Annotated in this window: 1 protein-coding gene; it reads right to left on the bottom strand. The window is 55.0% G+C overall.

Going from position 1 to position 1408, the window contains the following annotated elements; translation table 11 throughout:
- Window positions 1–1408: condensation domain-containing protein (locus G9G53_RS25595; protein WP_165150872.1), on the bottom strand; the 1408-nt coding region annotated here is incomplete at both ends.

Raw genomic sequence — 1408 nt, 5'->3', positions numbered from 1 at the left:
CCTGACGCTGCATCCACTCCTGATGGGTTTCGCTTTGCTGCCATACGGCATAGTCTTTGTACTGAATCCGCAATGGCGACAGTTCTTCACCGCCATACAAGCGAACAAACTCATCGGTCAGTACCTCCATCGACACGCCATCCGAAACGATATGGTGCATGTCGAGCATGAGTAAATGCTGGGATTCTTGCTCTACTCCTTGGACACCCAGATCCACCAAGCCTACCCGCAGCAGCGGTGCAGCTTTTAGATCAAACGGACGGATAAACTGCCGTACCCGTTCTTGTGCTTCCTCGCTAATCCTCGTGTACGTAGCTGTAGTTGTATCCAATCCTGTAGCTGTGCCCTGATCCGTAGCCGTAGTCGTACTCTCTACCTGTACCTTCGTATATTCCACCTCGAATGGCACGCTGTCTTCAATCCATTGCATCGGCTCATTGTCTACCAGCTCAAAGCGGGTACGCAAGGTCGCATGGCGGGCAATCAGTTGACGGAACACGTCCTCTACTCGTTTCACATCCAGCGGACCGCTCACTTGCAGCACCGACGGCATGTTGTAGTTCACATCACTTGGATCAAACTGATGCAGTACATACAGTCGTTTTTGTGCTGAAGATAACGGGTAGAAGCTACGTTCTTCTGTTACCGGAATGGATGCGTACACCACTTGATCCAGACCTTCCAGAACGGCTGCCAGTTGTTCAATCGTGGGTGCTTCAAAAATGCTGCGCAGGGGAAGCGGCTTGTTCAACTCCTTGTGAATCTTCGAGGCCAGTGTCGTCGCCCGCAGCGAGTGTCCACCAATCTCAAAGAAGTTTTCCTTCACTCCGACCTGCGCCAGGCCCAGCACATCCTGCCAAATTTGCGCCAGCTTCACTTCCACCCACGTCCGCGGTGCGACATAATCGGCTCCGCTTTGCAGGCTGCCTTCCGGTGCTGGCAGGGCCTTACGGTCAGTTTTTCCATTGGGACTCAGCGGCATTTGCTCCAGTTGTACAAAGTAGGACGGCACCATATAGCTTGGCAGCTCTCGGCCCAGCTCACTTCTCAGCTCGCTGGCTCCTAGCTCTTGCCCGGCGACATAGTACGCCACCATGTGTTTTTGTCCCGTTTCGTCTGCACGCGCCATGACAACCGCTTCTCGCACGGACGCTACTTGGAGCAGCTGCGTTTCGACCTCGCCCAGCTCAATCCGGTAACCGCGGATCTTCACCTGATGGTCGATCCGGCCCAGATATTCAATGTTGCCGTCCGGCATCCATCTTGCCAAATCGCCAGTGCGGTACATCCGTTCATAGCCTGCTTCCCCGCCGGCAAACGGGTCGGCTACGAATTTCTCGGCCGTCAGCTCCGGACGGTTCAGATACCCACGTGCCACACCGACACCACCGATGCACAACTCCCCTGC

The sequence above is a fragment of the Paenibacillus sp. EKM206P genome (assembly GCF_011066155.1).
GTDB lineage: Bacteria > Bacillota > Bacilli > Paenibacillales > Paenibacillaceae > Paenibacillus > Paenibacillus polymyxa_D.
Note: the sequence above shows the minus strand (reverse complement) of the source record. Positions and strands in the feature narration are given on the sequence as shown.